The 21948-nt window shown below is 34.2% G+C and carries 23 protein-coding genes; 6 read left to right on the forward strand and 17 right to left on the reverse strand.

Annotation, left to right across the window (positions count from 1 at the left end):
• Window positions 1-24 precede the first annotated feature (24 nt).
• From BKM63_RS07075 to BKM63_RS07100, 6 genes are all read left to right on the forward strand, one after another.
• Entirely contained in the window at window positions 25-771 is a 747-nt protein-coding gene (locus tag BKM63_RS07075) for a hypothetical protein (protein WP_071635917.1), read from the forward strand.
• 32 nt (window positions 772-803) lie between these two features.
• Window positions 804-1616: a leucine-rich repeat domain-containing protein gene (locus BKM63_RS07080; RefSeq protein ID WP_071635918.1), complete on the forward strand. Its 813-nt coding sequence runs from the start codon at window positions 804-806 to the stop codon at window positions 1614-1616.
• A gap of 27 nt (window positions 1617-1643) precedes the next feature.
• The gene (locus BKM63_RS07085) at window positions 1644-2276 is read left to right on the forward strand and encodes a hypothetical protein (RefSeq protein WP_071635919.1); all 633 of its coding nucleotides are present in this window, start codon (window positions 1644-1646) and stop codon (window positions 2274-2276) included.
• 180 nt (window positions 2277-2456) lie between these two features.
• Window positions 2457-2687 (forward strand): hypothetical protein, encoded by a 231-nt coding sequence (locus tag BKM63_RS07090; protein WP_123907053.1) that lies wholly within the window; start codon window positions 2457-2459, stop codon window positions 2685-2687.
• A gap of 96 nt (window positions 2688-2783) precedes the next feature.
• The gene (locus BKM63_RS07095; protein WP_242661112.1) at window positions 2784-3257 is read left to right on the forward strand and encodes a LemA family protein; all 474 of its coding nucleotides are present in this window, start codon (window positions 2784-2786) and stop codon (window positions 3255-3257) included.
• Entirely contained in the window at window positions 3238-3642 is a 405-nt protein-coding gene (locus tag BKM63_RS07100) for a hypothetical protein (protein ID WP_123907054.1), read from the forward strand. Before BKM63_RS07095 ends, BKM63_RS07100 begins: the two co-directional genes overlap by 20 nt.
• A 64-nt stretch (window positions 3643-3706) precedes the next feature.
• Here the strand turns inward: BKM63_RS07100 and BKM63_RS07105 are convergent, their stop codons facing one another.
• The 17 genes from BKM63_RS07105 to BKM63_RS07185 form a co-directional block, all read right to left on the reverse strand.
• Window positions 3707-6469, reverse strand: a complete 2763-nt coding sequence (locus BKM63_RS07105; protein ID WP_071635923.1) for a T9SS type A sorting domain-containing protein — start codon at window positions 6467-6469, stop codon at window positions 3707-3709.
• Window positions 6470-6898: 429 nt separating this feature from the next.
• Window positions 6899-7672: a Bax inhibitor-1/YccA family protein gene (locus tag BKM63_RS07110; protein ID WP_071635924.1), complete on the reverse strand. Its 774-nt coding sequence runs from the start codon at window positions 7670-7672 to the stop codon at window positions 6899-6901.
• A 167-nt stretch (window positions 7673-7839) separates the two neighbouring features.
• Window positions 7840-9231, reverse strand: a complete 1392-nt coding sequence (locus BKM63_RS07115; RefSeq protein WP_071635925.1) for an NADH-quinone oxidoreductase subunit N — start codon at window positions 9229-9231, stop codon at window positions 7840-7842.
• Window positions 9232-9366: 135 nt separating this feature from the next.
• On the reverse strand, window positions 9367-10806 hold the full coding sequence (locus BKM63_RS07120; protein WP_071635926.1) for a complex I subunit 4 family protein: 1440 nt from the start codon (window positions 10804-10806) through the stop codon (window positions 9367-9369).
• A gap of 10 nt (window positions 10807-10816) precedes the next feature.
• A complete protein-coding gene (gene nuoL, locus BKM63_RS07125) occupies window positions 10817-12700 on the reverse strand; it encodes an NADH-quinone oxidoreductase subunit L (RefSeq protein ID WP_071635927.1) in 1884 nt (627 codons plus the stop codon).
• A gap of 7 nt (window positions 12701-12707) precedes the next feature.
• Window positions 12708-13028 carry an NADH-quinone oxidoreductase subunit NuoK gene (gene nuoK, locus BKM63_RS07130; RefSeq protein ID WP_012023318.1) on the reverse strand — a complete coding sequence of 107 codons (321 nt, stop codon included), beginning with the start codon at window positions 13026-13028 and terminating at the stop codon, window positions 12708-12710.
• Window positions 13028-13567 (reverse strand): NADH-quinone oxidoreductase subunit J family protein, encoded by a 540-nt coding sequence (locus BKM63_RS07135; protein WP_071635928.1) that lies wholly within the window; start codon window positions 13565-13567, stop codon window positions 13028-13030. Before BKM63_RS07135 ends, nuoK begins: the two co-directional genes overlap by 1 nt.
• Window positions 13567-14112, reverse strand: coding sequence for a NuoI/complex I 23 kDa subunit family protein (locus BKM63_RS07140; RefSeq protein ID WP_071635929.1), 546 nt, complete (start codon window positions 14110-14112; stop codon window positions 13567-13569). Before BKM63_RS07140 ends, BKM63_RS07135 begins: the two co-directional genes overlap by 1 nt.
• Before the next feature lie 109 nt (window positions 14113-14221).
• The gene (nuoH, locus tag BKM63_RS07145; RefSeq protein WP_071635930.1) at window positions 14222-15274 is read right to left on the reverse strand and encodes an NADH-quinone oxidoreductase subunit NuoH; all 1053 of its coding nucleotides are present in this window, start codon (window positions 15272-15274) and stop codon (window positions 14222-14224) included.
• A gap of 3 nt (window positions 15275-15277) precedes the next feature.
• Window positions 15278-16309: a 2Fe-2S iron-sulfur cluster-binding protein gene (locus BKM63_RS07150; protein WP_071635931.1), complete on the reverse strand. Its 1032-nt coding sequence runs from the start codon at window positions 16307-16309 to the stop codon at window positions 15278-15280.
• Between the two features lie 82 nt (window positions 16310-16391).
• Window positions 16392-17759: an NADH-quinone oxidoreductase subunit NuoF gene (gene nuoF / locus BKM63_RS07155; RefSeq protein ID WP_071635932.1), complete on the reverse strand. Its 1368-nt coding sequence runs from the start codon at window positions 17757-17759 to the stop codon at window positions 16392-16394.
• 1 nt (window position 17760) lies between these two features.
• On the reverse strand, window positions 17761-18291 hold the full coding sequence (locus BKM63_RS07160) for a complex I 24 kDa subunit family protein (RefSeq protein ID WP_071635933.1): 531 nt from the start codon (window positions 18289-18291) through the stop codon (window positions 17761-17763).
• A gap of 199 nt (window positions 18292-18490) precedes the next feature.
• Window positions 18491-19729 carry an NADH-quinone oxidoreductase subunit D gene (locus tag BKM63_RS07165; protein WP_071635934.1) on the reverse strand — a complete coding sequence of 413 codons (1239 nt, stop codon included), beginning with the start codon at window positions 19727-19729 and terminating at the stop codon, window positions 18491-18493.
• A gap of 25 nt (window positions 19730-19754) precedes the next feature.
• On the reverse strand, window positions 19755-20276 hold the full coding sequence (locus BKM63_RS07170; protein ID WP_071635935.1) for an NADH-quinone oxidoreductase subunit C: 522 nt from the start codon (window positions 20274-20276) through the stop codon (window positions 19755-19757).
• Between the two features lies 1 nt (window position 20277).
• Window positions 20278-20826 (reverse strand): NADH-quinone oxidoreductase subunit B, encoded by a 549-nt coding sequence (locus tag BKM63_RS07175; RefSeq protein ID WP_057121621.1) that lies wholly within the window; start codon window positions 20824-20826, stop codon window positions 20278-20280.
• Between the two features lie 158 nt (window positions 20827-20984).
• Entirely contained in the window at window positions 20985-21350 is a 366-nt protein-coding gene (locus tag BKM63_RS07180; protein ID WP_071636313.1) for an NADH-quinone oxidoreductase subunit A, read from the reverse strand.
• A 241-nt stretch (window positions 21351-21591) separates the two neighbouring features.
• Window positions 21592-21786: a cold-shock protein gene (locus BKM63_RS07185; RefSeq protein WP_007137066.1), complete on the reverse strand. Its 195-nt coding sequence runs from the start codon at window positions 21784-21786 to the stop codon at window positions 21592-21594.
• Between the last annotated feature and the right edge of the window lie 162 nt (window positions 21787-21948).

Below are 21948 nucleotides of genomic sequence, written 5' to 3' on the forward strand. Positions count from 1 at the left end.
GATTTGTAATATAAACGCCAATAAATGAAACAAACTCTACTTCTCTTCCTAATTATAATTTTAGCTGGGAGCTGTAAAAAAGAAACTGCAAAAGTTTCAGAAAATCCTAAACCCGTAATAAATAATGTTCCTGATTCGTCATCAGTAGATGAAGAGGGAGAAATTTTTGACAGTGGTGTTTTGGCAGTTTTTCCCAAAACGGGAAAAAAAGCTCAGGATTTTGTTATAGAACCTTATGAAATTCAGCTTGAAGCCGAAGGTTTTTTAAATGATGATCAATTAAAAGATGTTGTCATTGTTTTAAAAAACAAAGACGATGATAAAGATATACGCGCCACTTTAGTGCTTATCAAACAAAAAACAGGAGATTATATTTTGCAGGAAACTTCATGGCATGCATTGAATGCTGAATATTCGTATGAAGGATACAAAACCTATGAGTATGAGAATATTAGTATTGATAAAGATAGAATACTTCGTGTTACATTACAAGGAATTGGACCTTCAGGAGCAAGAGAGACCGAATATAAATATATAAATAATGAACTGGTTCTATCCAAAATTCATACTTTTAATATGGGAGCGGGATCTCAAATATCAGTAGATTATGACTTGATTTCGGGAGTTGCACAGATGGAACTTATTAATACAATGGTAGACAGCATGCCAAGTACTACCGAGAAGAAAAATTTTAAACTTAAAAGAACCCAGCTTTTTGTTGATGATAATCCGGACAGAGTTCTAAATGATTTACCGCACGCTGACTGGTAAAATCGAATAATCATAATTTATAAACAATTAAAATGAAGCTGATTTTTTTAGCAGGACTTACCCCTTTTGGATACGGATTTATAGGAGTACTTCTTTTATCCTTTTTACTGGCTTATTTTTGGCTTAAATCTACCAATAAAGATAATAAGCCGGGGTGTATCTCTATTGGTTTTGCGGCAATGCTTATTTGGTTTGTTCTCATGTTTCCAACGTTTATAACCTTTACCATTATTGAAAACGGAAATGAAATTGCCAAAATAGGAGTGACCGTTTTTTGGATTTTAGTTCTAGCCTTAATTGTCTATTTTATAACGGCAAAAGATACGGCCAAAGTTAAAAAAGTCATTTTCTCATTTTTTAAATACCTTCTTTATCTGATATTTCTGGGGTTGTTTTTGGTTTTGTTTTTTGGCATGGCTTATTATGTTTACCTGAGGCTTTTTACCTCAGAAAAAAATGAAGATCCGGTTTGGGTTTCTTTTTTATGTATCTTTTTTGTGGCGTCTCTTATTTTAGCAGGTTTTGGCCTTTTGAACCGAAATAAAGAAGAAAAGAAAAAAGAAAAATCAACATTTTATAATTTAGAAGAAGCAAAACGCAAACCTGAATTAGTTGTTGAGCTTGACTTGTCCAAAACGAAACTAGAGGTGTTTCCCGAGGAGATTTTGAAATTCAAAAATCTGAAATTTCTCATTTTAAGTGAAAACGAAATTAGTGAAATTCCGAATGAAATAAATAAATTGCGGTTTCTCATTGGAATTGATTTAAGTAAAAATACAATTTCTGATCAGGAAAAAAATAGAATCCGAAAACTGCTTTCAAAAGAAGTTGAAATTATTTTTTAAAACCTGTCTCTTTTTCAATCTAAATGTATGAATGAAGTTTTAGAATTTTTTAATCAAAATAAAGCAGACAGTGCACAAGTTGTCTTTTTTATGCTTTTTAGTCTTGGTATTGCTTTATTTCATACCATAATTTTTTCAGGATTATTCAATTTAAAATTTCCAAGCTGGCTGTTTTTTGTTTTACTTCCGGCACTAATTGGTGTGAGTTTTTTAATTGATGCGCGATATCCACTGGCTCTTCTGTTGTTTTTATTTCTTTCTGTTTTTGTATTTGCTTTTATTGGAATGATTTATTCGGGAATTAAAAGCAGTAAAGAAGATAGAAGAGAAATAGAAAGCTTTAACAGAAAACACAATATTCAAAAAACGCCATTGTTTAAAAAATTTATTGGTATAGCTGTTTTAGGTTGTATGATTGGGGCTGTTTTTTTTCTGGCTCAAACCGAAAATTTAAAGCTTCTTTTTTTAATTATACCAGGTTTGATACTTCTTAAAAGTATATTTTTTCCAAGCAGTAAAAGTAAATTTTTGAGACTCCAGTCTATTTTACCTACTTCAAAGATAAGTGCTATTGCGATGGGACAGGTTGAAGTAGAGGGTGATTTAGAAGAAATAGAACCCATTATTTCTCCTTATTTTAATAAATCATGTATTGGTTAGTTTTATAGAATTGAAAAAGAAAGCCAACGTGATGATGATGGAAAAACAACCTATAGTACTGTATTTACAGAACTTAAAACAGGGAAGTTTAAGATAAAGGATGAAACAGGATCTGTAACCGTTGATGGAGAGGGGTTGGAGTATTATTTTGACAGAATCGATAATCAGCAGGGAGGTAAGATGAGATATAGTGAAACCTACTTGCAAAAAAATGATTATATGCTGCTTATTGGTTATGCTTCATCAGATAACGGAAATGTGCTAATTAAGAAAGGAGATTCAGATACTGTTTTTGGTGTTGCGATTCCTAGAAGTATTTCATTTAGAAATAAATACAAACCTTTATTAGATTCTTTTTTAGCGGCTTTATTTTTCATTTCGCTTATTCTCATTTATATCATTTTAAATTAAAGAAATATGACTGTTCAAAACATTGCATTAATTGCCGGGATAATTCTGATTATTATATTTTTCAATTTTTTTATCAGGATTTATAACAAGCTGGTTATGCTGAAAAATAACAACGAAAAAGCATTTAAAAATATTGATGTTATTTTGATGCAGCGAGCCGATGAAGTTCCTGAATTGGTGAAAGTGGCTTCTAAGTTTATGGAACACGAAACGGCTATGCTTACCAATCTTACGAAATTGAGAACTGATTTTTTGAACGCTAAAACGGTCGAAGAAAAGATTGATAATGCCAATGAGTTTTCAAACGCGATGAAAAGTTTATTTTCAGTTTCGGAGAATTATCCAACGCTTTTATCCAACAGTAATTTCCTGGAATTACAAAAAAGAGTTTCGCAGATGGAAGATAAAATTGCTGACAGAAGAGAATTTTTTAATGATAGTGTAAATTTTTACAATGTTGGTATACAGGAGTTTCCTAATTTTATTTTAGCAAAACTGATAGGATATAAAACTCAAGCTTTATTTGATGTAACACCGCAAGACAAGAAATATGATGGAATTCAATTTTAATACCTTTTTTGGTTACGAAAACGAAATTAACAGCTTAAAAGATCAGGTACTTATTTATGGTTTTGCGGGTATCATTTTTACTTTATTGGGTTTGATATTTATTGCAGTGCTGTTGAGAAAAATTGGCTTTAATGCTGTCAATAGTTTTGTTATTAATCCATTAATGCTGGCTTTGGGATTAACATTGCTTACTGCTATATTGCCCACGATTGTCTTTTATGTAGTGGCTTCAAATGTATCATCTGTTAAAATTGTGTACAGCTGGATTACTATTTTTCTTGGGATGCTTTTATTTGTAATGTTTAATCTTGAAATGATTAAAAGTTTTTTTAAAGAGTTTGGTAAGATGACTGAGCAGGAAGAATTTAGAAATAGAAAAAGATAATTTTATAGAACAAAGAAGGCTTCCAAATTTTGGAAGCCTTCTTTTTACAAAACATTCTAAATGCTTATTGTTTTACAATTGTCTGGTTGAAGGAGCCATTGGATGTAAAAATCTTGGCTAAATAAGTTCCTGTAGTTAGATTGCTTAAATCGATTGCTTCATTTCCTTTTTGAGATGTTTTTACCAAAATCCCCAAAACATTATAAATCATTACCTTTTCTACTTTCTGGTTTATATCTGATAAATACAAGGTGCCAGATGCCGGATGTGGATATAAAAATGGTTTAGAACTGTCTGTTTCGATTAAGGTTTCTGTTTGAGCAACTCTAAGCGTGCCGCTATTATACGCCGTACTCATATAAAATAAATTAGCAGTATCTTTTTTGGTAATGGTATGATTTCCTGAAGATAGTGTTACCGTTACAATTCCGTTAGTGGCAACTCTATCTACATTATCAACTTTAATAGTTGCTGCTGCTTCAACAAAAACCAGAGTTAAAGTACTTGATTGCGAAGTTGTAAATGAAATATTTGTTGATGATTCTATTTTTAAACATTGTGTCAGGGTGAAACCATTATAAGTAACCGTTCCTTTTGTGGTAGAAAGATTCCCCGTTATGGTATAGAAATCACTATCTTTTCCTGATGTTGTAAAGTTGTGTATTTCGTTTCCTGCAGGATTTCCGGTTGTTACTGTAATTGTCCCTGAACTTGTAGCTGCAGTTCCTGTTCCCGTTGTGGCGATTGAATAAGAAACTGTTGCAGTTGGTGTTCCGGTAATCGTAATTGTTTTGGCCGAAGTGTTTTTCACAAAACTGATTCCAGAAGCCGGTAATCCTGTTACAGTGGCATCTGTGGCTGTTCCTCCCCAGGTAAATACAATTGCATTTATGGCCGTTCCACTGGCTACAGTTTGGCTGTTATTATTAGTTGAAGTTAAAGTTTGAGTTCCTGCAGCATTAACGGTAATTGTTCCGGAGCCTGTTGCAGGGGTTCCTGAAGAACCCGTTGTGGCAATAGAATAGTTTACTGTTGCAGTTGGAGTTCCGGTAATCGTAATTGTTTTTGCCGAACTGTTTTTAACAAACGTTAATCCAGAAGCTGGTAAGCCTGTCACTGTTGCATCTGTTGCATCTCCTCCCCAGGTAAAAACAATAGTTGCAATAGCAGTACCGCTTGTTACGGTTTGATTGTTATTAGAAGTTGAAGTTAAAGTTTGATTTCCGGCAGGAGGATTTGTACCGCCTTGTACAGAAACTAAACTTGTCTGGTAAGCATTTAGTGCATCTCTTAAACCAGTATTTACACCATCGGCAGTATCATCAACGGCGTTGTTGAATGTCCATTGAAAATCTCCGCCAGAAATACGTCCCGCATATTGCATTACAGTTGTTTTTGCGTTTTCCGGAGTTTCAGGCGTATAGGCATACATTACACTGGAATTCGTGTCAAAATTATTGTATGTTTTGGCCCCTTTTTTTGATGTGATACTGCTGCTGATAGTTTCGTTTCTGGTTGATGCGATATAAGCATCGAATTCAACAGGATTGGTTGAAGCATTATACCCAACAAAACGATTTTGACCGCTCATAGTATTGTTGAACGCTTTAATCGTACCTCCATCTTCACTAGAAAATGTTCCGGCAGCACCATTATAAACATCTGTTCCCTGCATTGAAGTAAGCATTGGATATTTACAATTTCTGAAAAAATTTGCTTCTACAAATACAGAGGAGCCCAATGTAGATCCTACGCCATATTTGGAATTTCCGTCATAATAATTGTTGTAGACGTGAGCTGAATAATAACGTATTCTTGGATGGCGGGAATCGGAATGGTCGTACCAATTGTGGTGATATGTAATATATAAACCTGCAGTTGTTCCTTCACTTAAACCTAAAAGATTACTTTTTCCTGAATCCCAAAAGTGATTGTACGAAAAGGTTACATAGGTTGATTTTTTGCAATCCAAGGCTCCATCTCCTTTTATTTGATCAGCATCGCTGCCAGGTTTTCCATAAAAGAAATCACAGTTGTGAACCCAAACGTAATCATTATCCTGCTGCAGTCCAATATTATCACCTTCGGAACTGTCTACATTCATAACTCCGATATTTCGAATTTCGATGTTGGATGCATTTTTAACTCTAATTCCCCATCCATCGGCTGTTGCGTCGTTTCCGATTCCTTCTAATGTGATATAACTTTGCGCATTGTTGTTATTTTCAATTACAAGATCACCACCCATCATATAGCTCAAATCGGTGATTTGTCCCACCATTCGAATAATCAAAGGTTTGGTTTCTTTCCCTTTTTTGTAAGCATCAAGAATCGTCTGCAAACCAACACAAGGATTTACCGATGCTCCTGTTACAGTAAGCGAAACGGTATTTTTTGTTTGCTGTGTAATGTAAATAATTGAAGCGTTGCTTTTAGGGGTTCCATCTGCATTATAAGCTCCGGGAACACGGGAGTTGGCAAAAGCAAATCCAGATCGGTCGTGAGCTTTAACGGTTAATGAACTGGTTGTGGTTCCAGTTCCTTCAACTCCCGAAATAACAGGTTTGATTTTTACGGTGTAAGATCCGGCTTTTAATCCCGGAATATCAGCACGAAAATACGAGCCATAACTTCTAATAAGTTCGTTGTCAATTTTTTGATCAACAATTCCTCCTCCGGTAAAATATACATTATAAGTTTGGGCATTACTTACCGGCTGCCATTTTACAAAAACAGATTCAAGCCATCCGCTTGCTTCGTTAATTTGCTGCGACCATGTTTGAAGTGTGAGTAAAAACATAGTCAGAAAAAGTAGGTTTTTTTTCATAATTGTTTAAGTTAGACATTAATAATAGTTTTTGTGGTTTTTTGTGATTCTCAATACAAGTTAATTGTAATCGATTACACATAATTATACAAAATTTCTATATTCTCAGTTTTTAGTGCTTAAAAAAATATATATGAAAAAAATAATTTACTTAATTTAGTTAAAATGTAATAAATTGCACAAATTGTAATTTATTACATAATTGTGGTTTTGCTCAAAAGCATCGATTTTGCTGACTTTTTTACTTACAAAAAAGTAAACATTTCTTAATTGTTGTTTTTATGTTCTTTTTTGCTGTTTTTGTGAAATTTTAAAATATTCATCAATTATCTGTTTTATAAAACAAAATTTTCGGTTCTATCAAAGTTTTGAGCAAAAAAAAAGCCTTCTTGAAATTCAAAAAGGCTTTCTTATTTATATAGAAGAAATTTAATCTCTACTTGCGAATTTAGATAGCAATCTTAGAAATTCAATATACAGCCAAACCAATGTTACCATTAATCCCATAGCTCCATACCATTCCATAAATTTTGGCATTCTTTGTTGTACTCCTTTTTCAATTTGATCGAAATCTAAGAATAAATTCAAAGCAGCAATGATGATTACAAAAACGCTGATACCAATACTCATCATAGAATTTCCGTGGTGAACAGGGCTAAAATTAAAAATCAGTGAAGCGATCCATGAAATCAAATAGTAAGTAGCAATTGCTAAAGTAGCCGCAATAACTACTGATTTAAATTGCTCTGTAACTTTTACAATTTTAAATTTATATAAACCAAGGCAAACCAAGAAAGTAACTAATGTTGCTCCTACAGCGTTAATGACTATTCCAGGATACATCGCTTCAAAAATTGCAGAAATTCCTCCTATGAATAATCCCTCAAAGAAAGCATAACCGGGAGCTAAATACTGAGAGTATTGCGGTTTAAAAGCAGATACAATAACCAAGATAAAACCAACAATAGCGCCACCGATAGCAGGAACCATTATGTTCATTTCCTGAAAAAACATCCACCAGGTTATGATTGCCCCGGCGCATAATAATAAAAATAAAATAGCTGTCTTGTTGATCGTACCAGACAAAGTCATTTCCTGATTATAGTCAATGATCTGTGCTTGATGCGTTTCTCCAGCTCTCGAAACAGCATTTGAAGAAAAACGCTTGTCGCTTAAAAATGGATTTTTTGAATTGAAGGCCATAGTTTTAAATACATTTTGATTGACCTCAAATATATGGAGTTTTTTCGAAGTCTGCAGGCTTAGCCTAAATTTTTAATATGAAATTTTCTTTTGAAAAACAGCTGTAAAAAACAAAAAATCCATCAAAAGAAACTCTTGATGGATTTGTATATTTTATTATGAAATTTTTAATTCAATAAATCTAAAACTAAAGAAGGGAATAAACCTAAAGCTATGTTTAAAGCAATAGAAATAATTGCAACAGCATAAATAAGAAATGGTTTTCCTGTGCGTTCTTCATTCGGCTCTTTAGAATACATTGCCAAAATTAATTTGAAATAATAACCTACACTTATGATAGAGTTAATTACAGCAACAATTACAATAGCTACATAACCAGCATGAAGTGCCTGATCAAACAAGAATAATTTTGCAAAGAATCCTGAGAAAATTGGAATACCAGCCATTGATAACAATGAGCCAGTCAATATTGCAGCCAATAACGGATTTGTTTTTCCTAAACCATGAAAATTCGTAATATCTTCATTATCCTGATTTTTGCAAACATATAAAATCACACTAAATGCAGCTATACCAGCCAAGGCATAGGCAGCAGTATAATATAATAGAACTCCTGCAGAAGTAGCGATAGTTAAGAATGTCATTAACATGAAACCTGCGTGTGAGATTCCGGAGAATGCCAGCATACGTTTTACATTTACCTGACGAAGAGCCATTATATTTCCAACCGTCATAGAAGCAATTGAAATGATAAGAATGATATTTTCAAAGGTGCCTAAAAGATCCTGGTTTTCTAATGAAGGAATTAAATTTAATCCGGAAACTAATTTATAAAGAGTTGCAATTGCCACAACTTTTGCCAGTGTACTCATTAAAGCAGTTGTTAAGGCCGGAGAACCTTCGTAAACGTCTGGTGCCCAAAAGTGAAATGGTACAGCAGCAACTTTAAAGAACATTCCAATAGTCATCAAAATCATTCCGATAGGAAACCAGATTGGCAGCTCAGCAGATAAAGAACTTTCGTGAATTTCCGCAATATCAAAAGTTCCCATTGCACCGTAAATCAAGCAAATTCCAAATAATATAATTCCTGATGCGAAAGATCCCATTAGGAAATATTTCATACCTGCTTCATTACTTTTAATATTCAAACGATCGCTCGCCGCAAGAACATATAGTGCGATTGATAAAATTTCGATTCCAAGGAAAAACATAGCTAGGTTTCCAAAAGAAACCATTGCAACGGCTCCAGCTAATAAAAATACTTTTATGGCAATATAATCAGAAATTTTAGTCTGGTGATTTTCGTAAAAATTATGACTTAATGCTACAAGGAAAATGGTTAGAATAATGAACAATGAAGAAAAGGCAGTCGAAAATTTACTTACCGTAATCATGTTATTGTAATAACTTGCTGTTGTTCCAAATTCATAATAATTAAGCGCCAAGACACCCAATAAACCTAAAATGGTAAACGGAACAATGCCTTTTCTAAAATTTAGAATTTCAAACAATAGGCAGAAAATACCCAATCCTGTTATAGCTATTAATGTATTCATTTTTGTTTTTTTGATTTAGGAAATCTAAAACGCCCTAATTTATTTTATTTAAAATATATTTTTATTTTTTTAATGTTTAACTTTTCAATTTTCGAAAATCTGAAATCAAAAATCGTTAATCATCATTCTAAAATCTTAATTTTTATTGATAACGTTTAAAATCGTTTCTAAACTTGGAGTAATCAAATCTGTAATTGGTTTTGGATAAAATCCAAAGAATATTAATACAGCAATAATTGCAACCATAGAAATTCCTTCGTTAACAGAAACATCTGCAAAAGTTTTTGAATTTGTTTCACCAAGCATCACGCTTTGAAACATTTTAAGCATATAGTAAGCTCCCAGAATAATCGTTGTGCCGCCTAATACAGCAAACCAGATATTGATTTGAGAAAGACTATATAATACTGTGAATTCTCCAATGAAGTTAAACGTAGTTGGTAAAGCGACAGAAGCCAGTACCAAAATTAAAAACATAGAAGTAAATTTTGGAGATTGTGTACGAATACCGCCTAACTCTTCAATATTTCTCGTTTCAAATCTTCTGTAGATAATTTCTGCAGCGTAAAATAATCCAACTACCACAAAACCGTGAGCAATCATTTGTAATACCGCCCCGCGGAAACCATCAATTGTAAGTGTATAAGTTCCGGCAGCAATTAATCCAACGTGAGCAAGAGATGAATAGGCTAGTAATTTCTTTAAATCTTTTTGTCTTAAAGCTACGATAGAACCGTAGATAACTCCTGCAATTCCTAAAGCAATAAAAATGTTCATGTATTCTTTTGCAGCAAGTGGTGCAATTGGCAGCTGCCAGCGAATAACACTGTATAATCCCATTTTAAGCATGATACCAGATAAAAGCATAGTTCCAACAGTTGGTGCTTTTTGGTATACATTTGCCTGCCATGTGTGGAAAGGAATAATTGGAATTTTAATAGCATAAGCCAAAAAGAAAGCAAGGAAAATCCAAAACTGCTCATTAGCTGATAAATCTAATTTGTATAAATCCTCAATTAAGAAACTGCCTGCTTTTTGATATAAATAAATGAAAGCAACTAACATAAATAAAGAACCTGCAAGTGTATAAATGAAAAATTTAACCACTGCTTTTCTGCGTTCTTCAGCATCTCCGTTACCCCAAATAAGAGCAATAAAGTAAATAGGAATAAGAGCTAGCTCCCAGAAAATATAATATAAAAGACCATCTGCAGCAAGAAAAGTTCCCGTCATTGCAAAAGCCATAAATAAAATTAGTGCATAGAAACCTTTAGCGTTTTTATATTCATTTCCAAAAGAAGAGAATATAATAATTGGAGTTAATGCCGTTGTCAATAAAAGCATTGCAAGAGCTAACCCGTCAGCATTTAGCGCAAACGAAATTTTAGGCTGTGTGATCCACGCATTAATAAGGCTGATGTTTTCTCCAGCATTAAAATGGTTTAACAATACAACCGAACAGCCTAAAGCTGCCAAACTAAAGAACAAAGCTACTTTTGAAGCGAGTTTGTCACCAGCAAAATAGGTGATAAATGCACCAACTAAAAGAATAATTAATATAAGAGAAACGTTCATAGTTATAAAATTATTGAGCTAAAAATATATAAGAAACAATCGCGCAAAGACCTAAAACGAAAGCAAATAGATATAATCCGATACTTCCAGTCTGCAGTTTTTTACCTTGAAAAGCTAATTCATTTGTTATTTTTCCTAATGCGAAAACAAGTGCAGATAAGCCGGTTTCAATATTGTCTCTAAAGAATCTTGATAATGCATTTACAGTACGCACAAATATTGCATCGTAAATTTCATCTACATAATATTTGTTGTACAATACTTTTGTTAAGCCTGTAATATTTTCATCTGCTTCAGGAACATTATCTTGTTTAAAGTATTTGATGTAAGCAATTAAAATTCCTAATAATCCGCCTAAAACGGCAACTCCCATCAAAGTATATTCTGTTGCACCTAAATGATGCTCTTCGCCAGCAACTTTTGTGAAAAGAGGAGCTAAATATTCATTTAACCAGCTGTTTCCAGGTAAACTGATTAATCCTCCAAAAGTGGCAAGAATTGCTAAAATGATTAAAGGGAAAGTAATTAAAGCACCGCTTTCATGTAAATGGTGTTTTTGTTCTTCAGTTCCTCTAAAATCTTTAAAGAAAGTTAAGAACATCAATCTAAACATATAGAAAGCCGTCATGATTGAAGCAATAGATCCAACAGCATATAATGGAATACTGTGGTGGAAAGCAGTCAGTAAAATTTCATCTTTTGAGAAGAAACCTGAGAAAAACGGTACCCCTGAAATAGCCAATGAAGAAATCAACATGGTCCAGAAAGTAATTGGCATTGCTTTACGCAATCCACCCATTTTGCGCATATCCTGCTCACCGTGTAAACCGTGAATTACAGAACCAGATCCTAAGAATAAACAAGCTTTAAAGAAAGCGTGTGTGATAACGTGGAATACAGCTACTTCGTAAGCTCCAAATCCTAATGCCAGGAACATTAATCCTAATTGAGAAACGGTAGAATAAGCTAATACTTTTTTAATATCAGTTTGTACTAATCCAATTGTAGCTGCAACTAATGAAGTTATTGCTCCAATAATGGCAATTACAGTTTGTACATCTGTTGCAAGATCAAAAACAAAGTTCAATCTCGTTACCATAAAAATACCGGCTGTTACCATCGTAGCAGCGTGAATTAAAGCAGAAACAGGAGTTGGTCCTGCCATTGCATCTGGTAACCACGTGTACAACGGAATTTGAGCTGACTTACCACAAGCCCCAATGAATAAACATAAAGCAGCTAAGGAAAGTAATGGTAAATTCAAATCTGCCGTTCCGGCAATTGCAGTTTTTAAAGTTGTATAATCTAAAGTTGAGAACATTGACCCAATGATGAACATACCAATTAAAAGACCTAAATCTCCAATTCTGTTCATAATAAAAGCTTTTTTTGCTGCATCATTGTAATCCTGGTTTTTATGCCAAAATCCGATAAGTAAATAAGAGCAAAGTCCGACACCTTCCCAACCGATAAATAAAACTAATAAGTTGCTTCCAATTACAAGTGTGATCATAAAGAACACAAACAGATTTAAATAGGCAAAGAATTTATGCATATTCTCATCATCGTGCATGTAATTGATAGAGTATAAGTGAATCAACGATCCAATTCCGGTTACGAAAAGTAACCAAAGAACAGATAATTGATCTAATAAAAATCCAAGATTGATTTTTAGATTGCTAATTTGAATCCAGTCAAATAAAGTAACTTCAATTCCTTTTCCAGTTGAAGTTATTTGATTAAAAAGTACAAGCGTAACTATAAAAGAGACAGCTACGGCCGCAGTTCCGATAATTCCGGAAACTGTTTTTCCTAAGCTTTTCCCAAAGAAAACATTGATTAAAAATCCTAAAAAAGGAGCTAAAACTAAAACTAAAGCTAAATTGGTATCCATTTCTATTTTATCCTTTTAAGTTTTTTAAATTATCGATACTAATTGAGCCAATGTTTCTAAAAATAGAAACCAAAATCGCTAATCCTACCGCAACTTCGGCAGCAGCAACTGCCATCGAAAAGAATACAAAAACTTGTCCTTGTGCATCTTGATGATAAGTTGAAAAAGCTACAAATAAAAGGTTTACTGCATTCAGCATGATTTCGATAGACATGAAAACGATAATTGAATTTCGTCTGTACAATACACCAAAAACACCAATACAAAAAAGTACAACACTTAAAAAGATGTAATTTTCAATACCTATTTGATTTAATATATTACCCATTATTTTTTTAATTTTTCTTTTTTAGACAATAATACAGTTCCAATCATCGCAACCAAAAGTAAAATCGAAGCAAATTCAAAAGGCACCATATACTCGTTCAATAATATTTTACCCAATACTTTAATAGATTGGAAATCTTCACCGGTCGAATCATAATCGCCAACAATTGGTTTAGAGTTGATGAAAATTGCGATTAAAACGATACAAATCAAACAAAAAGAAACGATTGCTCCTAAACGTGTAATTCGAGGGCGGTGAACATCTTTTTGCTCGTTAAGATTCATTAACATAATCGTAAACAGGAACAAAATCATAATTGCTCCGGAATATACTATTATATGTACAATTGCTAAAAATTGAGAGTTTAGTAATAAATAATGACCGGCAATAGAGAAGAAACAAATCACTAAGTAAATTGCTGAATGAATTGGGTTTCGGCTAAAAATGGTTAAAAAAGCAGTTATTACCGTAATAAACGCTAAAATACAAAATATAACACCTACAGGAGTTGCGTTTGCGAAATCAGGAATATGTATCATTAGTTAGCGTTATTAAGTTGTGAATTTTTAATAGCCATTTCTAAAGGCATCACTAATTTGTCTTTTCCAAAGATGAAATCTTCTCTCTCATAGTTAGCAGGAACTAATACTTTAGATGTTGTCAAGTAAATAGCATCTTTAGGGCAGGCCTCTTCACATAAACCACAGAAAATACAACGAAGCATATTGATTTCATAAATCGAAGCATATTTTTCTTCTCTGTATAAATGTTTCTCATCTGGTTTGCGCTCGGCAGCTTTCATTGTGATTGCTTCTGCCGGACATGATAAAGCACATAATCCGCAGGCAGTACAGTTTTCACGACCTTGCTCATCACGTTTAAGCATGTGCTGGCCACGATAAACCGGACTCATTTCACGAACCTGTTCCGGATAATGAATCGTAATTTTTTTTCTAAAAAGGTGTTTAAGCGTAATAGCAAGACCTTTTACAATCGCCACAAGATACAATCGTTCCAAAAAAGTCATCTCTTTATTAGAGACCACTTTTTTTCTACCCGATAATGATATAGTTTCTATTGACATTTTTTAATCTATGATTTATGATTTACAATTTGAGGTTAGTCAAATTCAAAATCTATTTTATTTTTTATTTGAATCCCGATACCTATCGGGACTGTTCCGATTACAGTTCTTAAAATCCTAAAGCTGCTGCGATATCGTGTCTTAAAATAACAACACCCGTAATCATAATATTAATAATCGAAAGTGGAATTAAAATTCTCCAGCCTAAGTTCATTAATTGGTCATATCTGAATCTTGGAATAGTCCAGCGTACCCACATATAAAAGAATATGAAGAAACATATTTTCACAAATAATACTGCAATTCCTAAAAGATTAGCTGTGTTTACTCCAACATTATCTACCATCCATTGCATGCCCGGATAGTTGTAACCTCCAAAAAATAATACAGAAATAATAGTAGCAGAGATAAACATACTTGCATATTCAGCAAACAAATAGAATCCCATTTTCATGGAAGAATATTCTGTATGGTAACCTCCAATTAATTCGTTTTCACATTCTGCTAAGTCAAACGGGGTTCTGTTAGTTTCTGCAAATGAGCAAATTAAGAAAATTAAAAAGGATAAAGGCTGATAAAAAACATTCCAGTTCATGCCTGACTGCTGTAATGAAATTTCTTTTAAACTCATTGTTCCGGTCATCATCAATAGAGCAATCATCGATAATCCCATTGCAATTTCATAAGAGACCATTTGAGAAGCTGCACGAACAGCACCCATTAATGAGAATTTATTATTAGAAGCCCATCCACCAATCATAATTCCGTAAACGCCAACAGAAAGAACTCCAAATATGTATAATAAAGCAATATTAACATCGGTAGCCTGCAGGTAAATGTCTTTTCCGAAAAGGTGAAGTTTGTCTCCCCATGGAATTACGGCACTTGTCATTAAAGCAGTGCTCATTGCAATTGCCGGACCTACAATAAATAAAAATCTGTTTGGTGTGTTTGGAAAAAATTCTTCTTTAGAGAATAGTTTCATACCATCTGCAAGTGGCTGTAATAAACCTCCCCAGCCTGCACGGTTTGGTCCAACACGATCCTGAAGGAAAGCTGCAACTTTACGTTCAGCCCAGGTAGAATACATGGCCATAATCATTGTTACCGCAAAAACGACAACAATAACAACACTTTTTTCTATAATAAATGCACTTTCCATTTCTTAAGAATTTTTATCATTAGTAGTTAATGGAATTGCTGCCATACTAATTTTTTTACGGTCGATATCGCGGCCTAAAAGAATATTCTTTTCAGTATCAATTTCAACTTTTTCTAGTTTTTGAATGTAGTTATTTTGGTTGATAACAGAATCTTTTTCAAATTCTCTTGGTCCTTCAATAACCCAGTCCGAAACATTTTTATGATCAAAACGACAGCTGTTGCAAATAAATTCTTCAACTTCATGATACTCGTCTTTACGACCCGTTACACGTTGAATTTCACCACCAAACATCCAAACTGTAGTTTTACCACAGCATCCTGGAGTTGTACATTCTCTGTGTGCGTTATAAGGTTTATTAAACCAAACTCTTGATTTAAAGCGGAAAGTTTTGTCTGTTAAAGCACCAACCGGACAAACGTCAATCATGTTTCCAGAGAATTCATTGTCGATTGCTTTAGAGATTCCGGTTGAAATATTAGCATGGTCACCACGATCTAATACTCCGTGAACTCTGTTGTCTGTCAATTGATCTGCAACTTGTACACATCTTTGGCATAAAATACAACGGTTCATATGCAGTTGAATATTTGGACCAATATCTTCTGGTTCAAATGTTCTTTTTTCTTCAATAAAACGTGATTTTGGGTTTCCGTGCTCAAAACTTAAGTTTTGAAGATCACATTCACCAGCCTGATCACAAATAGGACAGTCTAATGGGTGGTTAATCAGCAAGAATTCTGTAACAGATTTACGTGCTTCGGTAACCCTTGCAGAAGATTTACTGTTTACTTCCATTCCGTCCATACATCCTGTTACGCAAGATGCCATTAATTTTGGCATTGGTCTTGGGTCAGCTTCACTACCTTTAGAAACTTCAACTAAACAACAACGACATTTTCCGCCGCTCCCTTTTAATTTTGAGTAATAGCACATGGCTGGCGGTACCAAATCTCCACCAATCATACGTGCAGCCTGCAGGATCGTTGTTCCTGGCTCTACGTCTATACTTTGACCGTCTATGGTTACTTTCATCTCTATAATTTGTTTTTTTAGTTTCACGTTTAAAGTTTCAGGTTGAACTTGAAACTAAAAAAACTTGAAACTTGAAACTATTTTAAACTGTTTGTTTGCCTACTAAATGCTTTACTTGTGAGAAAGGTTCAGCAACAAAGTGCTCTCTATTTTTAATCTTTTCAGGGAAACGAACGTGATATTCAAACTCGTCTCTAAAATGACGAATAGCTGCTGCTACCGGCCAAGAAGCGGCGTCGCCTAGCGGGCAAATTGTATTACCTTCAATTTTACTTTGAATGCTCCACAATAATTCGATATCTTCTTCACGGCCTTGACCGTTTTCGATTCTCCATAATATTTTTTCTAACCATCCTGTTCCTTCACGACAAGGTGTACATTGTCCGCAAGATTCGTGGTGGTAAAAACGTGCAAAATTCCAAGTGTTTCTTACGATACAAGCAGTGTCATTGTAAACAATGAATCCGCCTGAACCTAACATAGATCCGGTAGCAAAACCACCATCACTTAAAGATTCGTAAGTCATTAATCTGTCTTCGCCATTTGCTGTTTTAAAGATTAATTCAGCGGGTAAAATTGGCACAGAAGAACCTCCCGGTACAAAAGCTTTCAATGGTCGGCTCGAAGACATTCCTCCTAAATATTCATCAGAATTCATGAATTCGTCAACACTTAAACCTAATTCAATTTCGTAAACTCCAGGATTTTTAATGTGTCCGGAAGCAGAAATTAATTTAGTTCCGGTTGAACGGCCAATACCAATTTTAGCATAATCATCACCAGAATTATTGATGATCCAAGGCACGGTTGCGATTGTTTCAACATTGTTTACCACAGTTGGGTTTGCCCAAAGTCCTGAAACCGCTGGGAAAGGTGGTTTAATACGAGGGTTTCCTCTTTTACCTTCAAGAGACTCAATAAGTGCGGTTTCTTCTCCGCAGATATATGCTCCGGCTCCACAATGAACATGTAGTTCAAGATCGTAACCTGTACCTAATATATTTTTTCCTAACCATCCGGCAGCTTTTGCTTCGGCGATTGCTCTTTCTAAAATTTTGAAAACCCACATATATTCTCCACGAATGTAGATGTATGAAAGGTTGGCACCTAAAGCGAAACTAGAAGTAATCATTCCTTCAATCAATAAGTGAGGAATAAATTCCATCAAATAACGATCTTTGAATGTTCCTGGTTCTGATTCGTCGGCGTTGCAAACTAAGTGTCTTGGTTTTCCTGATTTTTTATCAATAAAGCTCCATTTCATTCCGGCCGGGAAACCCGCGCCTCCACGACCACGAAGACCTGATTTTTTTACTTCTTCAGTAACTTCATCCGGTGTAAGTGTCTTTAATGCTTTTTCTACAGAGGCATAACCACCATTTTGGCGATATACTTCGTAGGTTTTAATTCCCGGAATATTGATTTTATCTAATAATATTTTTTGTGACATCTTATTTATCGTGTAATATTATTTTATCTTCTTTGCAATCAGCGATTAACTGATCGATTTTATCTTCTGTCAGTTTTTCTTTGTAGAAATCGCCTAACTGCATCATCGGAGCGTATCCGCAGGCACCTAAACATTCTACACCGGCAATGGTAAACATTCCGTCTGGAGTTGTTTCGCCCATTTTAATGCCTAATTTTTCAGAAGTGTAATCCATTAAATTTTCGGCACCATTTAAACAACAACAAGATGTCTGGCAAAACTCAAACATGTATTTTCCAATTGGTTTTTGGTTGAACATGGTGTAAAATGTAACCACTTCATAAACCTCAATTGGTTTTATCTGAAGAATTTCGGCAACTTTGTCTTGCAATTCAATGCTAAGCCAGTTGTTATGCGCATCCTGCACTTCATGCAAAACAGGCAGTAAAGCCGATTTTTGTTTGCCTTCCGGATAATGGCTGATCAATTCATTGATGCGGTTCATCAATGCCTCAGTCATATTTATTTCTTGTTTGTAATGTTTACGTTCCATTTTTAATTTTAGATTTCGGATTTTAGATTTTAGATTTTTTCAATCTTTGTCTATAATCTATGATTCTTCAATCATTGTTTAAGTTTTAGATTCTTCAATCTGAATTTTTCAATTCCTAATTATAATTTTTAAATCTAAATTCTAAAATCTGCATTTTCAATCAGTAATCTAAAATCTACAATCTAAAATTTACAATATTTTAGGCGTCTAACTCTCCTGCGATTACATTTAAACTAGAAAGAATAACAATCGCATCAGAAAGCAGCGAGCCTTTAATCATTTCAGGATATGCCTGATAGTAAATAAAACAAGGTCTTCTGAAATGTAATCTATATGGAGTTCTGCTTCCGTCTGTCACTAGATAAAAACCTATCTCTCCGTTTCCGCCTTCAACAGGGTGGTAAATTTCGGCTACCGGAACAGGAACTTCTCCCATTACGATTTTAAAGTGATAGATTAAAGATTCCATCGAGTTATATACATCTTCTTTTGGAGGAAGGTAATAATCAGGAACTTCTGCATGATATTCATTTCCAGCCGGCATTTTGTCCAGAGCTTGGCGAATAATGCTTAAACTTTCCCAAACTTCAGCATTACGGACACAGAAACGATCGTATGTGTCACCTGATTTTCCAACAGGAACAATAAAATCAAAATCTTCGTAAGATGAGTAAGGCTGTGCAACACGTACGTCGTAATCAACTCCGGCAGCACGCAAGTTTGGACCTGTAAATCCGTAAGCCATAGCCTGCTCTGCAGAAATTGCACCTACGTTTACAGTTCTGTCAAGGAAAATTCTGTTTCTTTCGAATAAGTTTTCGAATTCTTTCCAGGCAATTGGAAATTCTTCAAGGAAAGTATCTAGTTTTTTGAAAGCTTCTGGAGACCAGTCTCTTTCAAAACCACCAATTCTTCCCATATTTGTAGTTAAACGAGCTCCGCAAATTTCTTCGTAGATTTCGTAGATTTTTTCTCTAAATTGAAAAACGTATAAGAAACCAGTATACGCACCAGTATCAACTCCAAGAATCGAGTTACAGATTAAGTGATCTGTAATACGAGCCAGCTCCATTACGATAACTCTTAAGTATTGTGCTCTTTTTGGAACTTCGACACCTAATAGCTTTTCTAATGTCATCCACCATCCCATATTGTTAATAGGAGAGGAGCAATAGTTCATACGGTCTGTAAGAGGAGTAATTTGATAAAACGGACGATTTTCGGCAATTTTCTCGAAAGCTCTGTGGATGTAGCCAATAGTTGGCTCTGCCTCCAGAATTCTTTCACCATCCATTAATAGGATATTTTGAAAAATACCGTGAGTCGCAGGGTGAGTTGGACCTAAGTTCAGAACCGAAAGCTCGCTTCCGTCTTCGTTAAGTTTCTCCTTAATTATTTTAGCATAACGATGCTCTGGTGGTAATAATAGTTCTGACATTTTATAATGTTGAATTATTTATTTTTTAGCAATTTGTTGTTGTTCTTCCAAAGAATCTGTCGTCTTTATCAGTTCTTCCGCTGTCTTCCATTGGGAATTCTTTTCTCATCGGGAAAGATACCATTTCATCCATATTCAAAATACGTTTCAACTGCGGGTGGCCGATAAAATTGATTCCAAAGAAATCATATGTTTCTCTTTCCATCCAGTTCGAACTCAGGAAAATATTTGAAACAGTTTTGATCTCTGGTTTTTCACCATTTAAATAAACTTTAATTCTAATACGTTTGTTTTCGTACCAGTTGTGTAAGTGGTACACTACTGCAAACTGACGATCAAGATCGTTGTCTGGATAATGAATCCCGCATAAATCTGTTAAAAAGTGAAAACGCAGCTCAGAATCATTTTTTAAAAAAAGAATTAAAGCTGTAATTTTTTCAGCTGTTGTTTCTAATGAAAAAACATCTCTTTCTTCTTGAAAGTTAAAAACACTTGAATCAAATGTTTCTGTAAGTTTATCTTGGATCAGGGTATTTTCTAAAGCCATCTTATGAAATGTTATAGGAAGCTAATAATTCTTGGTATTCTGGAGAGCTTCTGCGTCTAACAGATTCGCTTTTTACCAATTCTTGTAATCTCATTACTCCATCAACTATTTGTTCTGGTCTAGGAGGACATCCTGGAACATAAACGTCAACAGGGATTACTTTATCAATTCCTTGTAAAACCGAGTAAGTATCGAAAACTCCGCCTGATGAAGCACACGCTCCAACAGCAATTACCCAGCGCGGCTCAGACATTTGTTCGTAAACTTGTCTTAAAATTGGAGCCATTTTTTTTGAAATAGTTCCCATTACTAATAGCATATCTGCCTGACGAGGAGAGAAACTCACACGCTCAGATCCAAATCTTGCTAAATCGTAATGTGATGCCATTGTGGCCATAAACTCAATTCCGCAGCAAGATGTAGCAAACGGCAGAGGCCAAAGAGAATTCGCGCGTGCCAAACCCACAACATCATTTAGTTTTGTAGCGAAGAAACCTTCTCCTACAACTCCTTCCGGTGGCGCAACCATATTTACATTTGAATCGCTCATTTTATTTTAGATTTTAGATTTTAGATTTCAGATTCTTTCAAATCTTGGTCTGTGATCTATATTTTTAAAATCGTTATTGTATTTCGAGAAATTAAGTTTTCAAATCTAAATTCGAGATCAAAATAATCTAAAATCTAAATCTGGAAATCAAAAATTTCTTATTCCCACTCTAAAGCTTTCTTTTTGATGATGTAGAAAAATCCCACTAAAAGCAATGACATGAAAACGATCATTTTAAGCATTCCTTCTACGCCAAGATCTTTAAAGTTTACTGCCCAAGGGTAAAGGAAAATTACCTCTACGTCAAACAATACAAACAAAATCGCAACCAGGAAATATTTAACAGAAAAAGGAATACGGGCATTACCAACAGATTCGATACCACACTCGAAGTTTTTATCTTTAACTTCAGAGGTTCTTTTTGGGCCTAATTTTCCAGAAATAATGATTGTTCCTACTACAAAACCAACTGCCAGAATGAACTGCATTAAGATAGGAATGTAACTGTATTGATCAGATTGCATAAGCTTAACTTTTTTACTTAAAGAATAAGCCACAAAGATAACTTTCAACTACGTAAATCACAAACTAAAGGGGGAGATAAGTACTGTATGAAACCGCGTTTACCTGTAATTTTTATTGATTATAAATAACATTCTCGTTTTTTAATATTTTTTTAAGAAATGAGCAAAAAAAAACGTCTCGAAATTAATCGAAACGTTTTAAACCATTCAGAGGCAAAAAAAATAAATTGCTATATTTTTCTTAGATTACTGCTACTTTAGCAGCAACTTTCCCTTTTCTTCCTTCTTCTTCTTCGTAGCTTACACGGTCACCTTCGCGTAATTCTTCCGCGTTAATTCCTGAAGCGTGAACGAAGATGTCCTTTCCTGTTTCTTCGTCTGTAATGAATCCATAACCTTTAGATTCATTGAAAAATTTTACTGTACCTGTACGCATTGTAATTGTAATAATAATTTATAATAAAGCAAATGTAATATATAAATTCATACAAAAGACATATACCTGTTAATTTTTTGTAAAAATTATTGATTTCCAGTGTTTTTACGTGGTTTATTGCATCAAATTTTATATGAAATACCATAATTTGAGAATCATTAA

The organism is Flavobacterium johnsoniae (genome assembly GCF_001879205.1).
GTDB lineage: Bacteria > Bacteroidota > Bacteroidia > Flavobacteriales > Flavobacteriaceae > Flavobacterium > Flavobacterium johnsoniae_A.

What these genes read in the sequence shown, in the direction of transcription:
- nuoH (WP_071635930.1), bottom strand. Translation starts at nt 15,274, where the DNA reads ATGGAAAGTGCATTTATTATAGAAAAAAGTGTTGTTATTGTTGTCGTT.
- BKM63_RS07180 (WP_071636313.1), bottom strand. Translation starts at nt 21,350, where the DNA reads ATGCAATCTGATCAATACAGTTACATTCCTATCTTAATGCAGTTCATT.
- BKM63_RS07075 (WP_071635917.1), top strand. Translation starts at nt 25, where the DNA reads ATGAAACAAACTCTACTTCTCTTCCTAATTATAATTTTAGCTGGGAGC.
- BKM63_RS07160 (WP_071635933.1), bottom strand. Translation starts at nt 18,291, where the DNA reads ATGGAACGTAAACATTACAAACAAGAAATAAATATGACTGAGGCATTG.
- nuoK (WP_012023318.1), bottom strand. Translation starts at nt 13,028, where the DNA reads ATGGGTAATATATTAAATCAAATAGGTATTGAAAATTACATCTTTTTA.
- BKM63_RS07095 (WP_242661112.1), top strand. Translation starts at nt 2,784, where the DNA reads ATGCTGAAAAATAACAACGAAAAAGCATTTAAAAATATTGATGTTATT.
- nuoL (WP_071635927.1), bottom strand. Translation starts at nt 12,700, where the DNA reads ATGGATACCAATTTAGCTTTAGTTTTAGTTTTAGCTCCTTTTTTAGGA.
- BKM63_RS07170 (WP_071635935.1), bottom strand. Translation starts at nt 20,276, where the DNA reads ATGGCTTTAGAAAATACCCTGATCCAAGATAAACTTACAGAAACATTT.
- BKM63_RS07135 (WP_071635928.1), bottom strand. Translation starts at nt 13,567, where the DNA reads ATGATACATATTCCTGATTTCGCAAACGCAACTCCTGTAGGTGTTATA.
- BKM63_RS07175 (WP_057121621.1), bottom strand. Translation starts at nt 20,826, where the DNA reads ATGAGCGATTCAAATGTAAATATGGTTGCGCCACCGGAAGGAGTTGTA.
- BKM63_RS07150 (WP_071635931.1), bottom strand. Translation starts at nt 16,309, where the DNA reads ATGAAAGTAACCATAGACGGTCAAAGTATAGACGTAGAGCCAGGAACA.
- BKM63_RS07090 (WP_123907053.1), top strand. Translation starts at nt 2,457, where the DNA reads ATGAGATATAGTGAAACCTACTTGCAAAAAAATGATTATATGCTGCTT.
- BKM63_RS07115 (WP_071635925.1), bottom strand. Translation starts at nt 9,231, where the DNA reads ATGAATACATTAATAGCTATAACAGGATTGGGTATTTTCTGCCTATTG.
- nuoF (WP_071635932.1), bottom strand. Translation starts at nt 17,759, where the DNA reads ATGTCACAAAAAATATTATTAGATAAAATCAATATTCCGGGAATTAAA.
- BKM63_RS07080 (WP_071635918.1), top strand. Translation starts at nt 804, where the DNA reads ATGAAGCTGATTTTTTTAGCAGGACTTACCCCTTTTGGATACGGATTT.
- BKM63_RS07140 (WP_071635929.1), bottom strand. Translation starts at nt 14,112, where the DNA reads ATGTCAATAGAAACTATATCATTATCGGGTAGAAAAAAAGTGGTCTCT.
- BKM63_RS07085 (WP_071635919.1), top strand. Translation starts at nt 1,644, where the DNA reads ATGAATGAAGTTTTAGAATTTTTTAATCAAAATAAAGCAGACAGTGCA.
- BKM63_RS07185 (WP_007137066.1), bottom strand. Translation starts at nt 21,786, where the DNA reads ATGCGTACAGGTACAGTAAAATTTTTCAATGAATCTAAAGGTTATGGA.
- BKM63_RS07105 (WP_071635923.1), bottom strand. Translation starts at nt 6,469, where the DNA reads ATGAAAAAAAACCTACTTTTTCTGACTATGTTTTTACTCACACTTCAA.
- BKM63_RS07165 (WP_071635934.1), bottom strand. Translation starts at nt 19,729, where the DNA reads ATGTCAGAACTATTATTACCACCAGAGCATCGTTATGCTAAAATAATT.
- BKM63_RS07120 (WP_071635926.1), bottom strand. Translation starts at nt 10,806, where the DNA reads ATGAACGTTTCTCTTATATTAATTATTCTTTTAGTTGGTGCATTTATC.
- BKM63_RS07110 (WP_071635924.1), bottom strand. Translation starts at nt 7,672, where the DNA reads ATGGCCTTCAATTCAAAAAATCCATTTTTAAGCGACAAGCGTTTTTCT.
- BKM63_RS07100 (WP_123907054.1), top strand. Translation starts at nt 3,238, where the DNA reads ATGATGGAATTCAATTTTAATACCTTTTTTGGTTACGAAAACGAAATT.